General features: G+C 52.7%; 1 protein-coding gene and 1 rRNA gene. Both read right to left on the bottom strand.

Annotated elements, in window-relative coordinates:
* Positions 1 to 118: 118 nt before the first annotated feature.
* Positions 119 to 502: a hypothetical protein gene (locus RAE07_RS11915; protein WP_317001923.1), complete on the bottom strand. Its 384-nt coding sequence runs from the start codon at positions 500 to 502 to the stop codon at positions 119 to 121.
* A 305-nt stretch (positions 503 to 807) separates the two neighbouring features.
* A 5S ribosomal RNA gene (gene rrf, locus RAE07_RS11910) occupies positions 808 to 916 on the bottom strand; the annotation flags it as partial.

Here is a 916-nt window from a genome sequence, read left to right as displayed (position 1 = left end):
CGACGGCACTCCTGGTGCAATCTTTCAGCTCCTGACGTCTTTGAAGCCGAGAATTCAGCTACACTGACTAGAGCAGCATAGCTAACCCCCGACGTGTCCACTTTCCGGGGGTCAGGCCCTACGGCGACTCAAGAATGCCCAACAGCCACTGGGCCAAGTACAGCCCGTCAACCTTTGAAAGTTGAGCTGCATGAGGTAGTTCCTGCGCCAAGCGCTCGGCACTCCAACGCACGGCGTCGTTGACATCCTCAATAAGCGGCAACTGTTGCAGAACTTCGTCAACTGCGCGTTGCGCCACTGGGAAGATATCTTGAGCCTTAATTGGCTCAATTCCATAGCCGGCTAAAAGATGAGGTTCAAACATGGCCGTCTGGAGCAGCTCGCCGGCCTGCCACACCTGGTCGGCGTACTGGCCCGAATCGTCGGGGCCAGCCCAGTTTAGTCCGGTGGGCTTTACAAAGTTAATGGTTACTTCGGCGAGCGTCTGCCTTACTTCTGGCATTCCTTTAAATCCGCAAGGAATTCCTTGAGAGATTCCGTCAGATCCCATATTTGGTTACGCTCGTCTTCAAACATGCGATCAACGAGGAACTCCACACCACCCAGTTCATCCGGATGCAAGCTGTCTAAATAGGCCAGAAGCTTATCGACATCCTTTAAGCCTTGAATTCTCTGCTCTACTTGTTCCACCACAGTAGAAATCTGCCTTTGGTCCATGCGTTTGAGACTAGCAAAACGACGAAAGAAGAGGGCGGTGGTATACCGTCCTCTTCTTTGTTTGTATTTTGTTGTGTTTTTGTTGTTTGGTGTCGGCGGTGACTTACTCTCCCACAACCTCCCGGTTGCAGTACCATCAGCGTGTGCAGGCTTAGCTTCCGGGTTCGGAATGGGACCGGGCGTTTCCCTGCAGCTATTG

Origin of the sequence: Corynebacterium nasorum, assembly GCF_032821635.1 — a bacterium.
Taxonomy (GTDB): Bacteria; Actinomycetota; Actinomycetes; order Mycobacteriales; family Mycobacteriaceae; genus Corynebacterium; species Corynebacterium kefirresidentii.
Note: the sequence above shows the minus strand (reverse complement) of the source record. Positions and strands in the feature narration are given on the sequence as shown.

Bases quoted from the DNA above. Each gene is read 5' to 3' on its own strand.
- RAE07_RS11915 (WP_317001923.1), bottom strand. From the start codon at position 502: ATGCCAGAAGTAAGGCAGACGCTCGCCGAAGTAACCATTAACTTTGTA.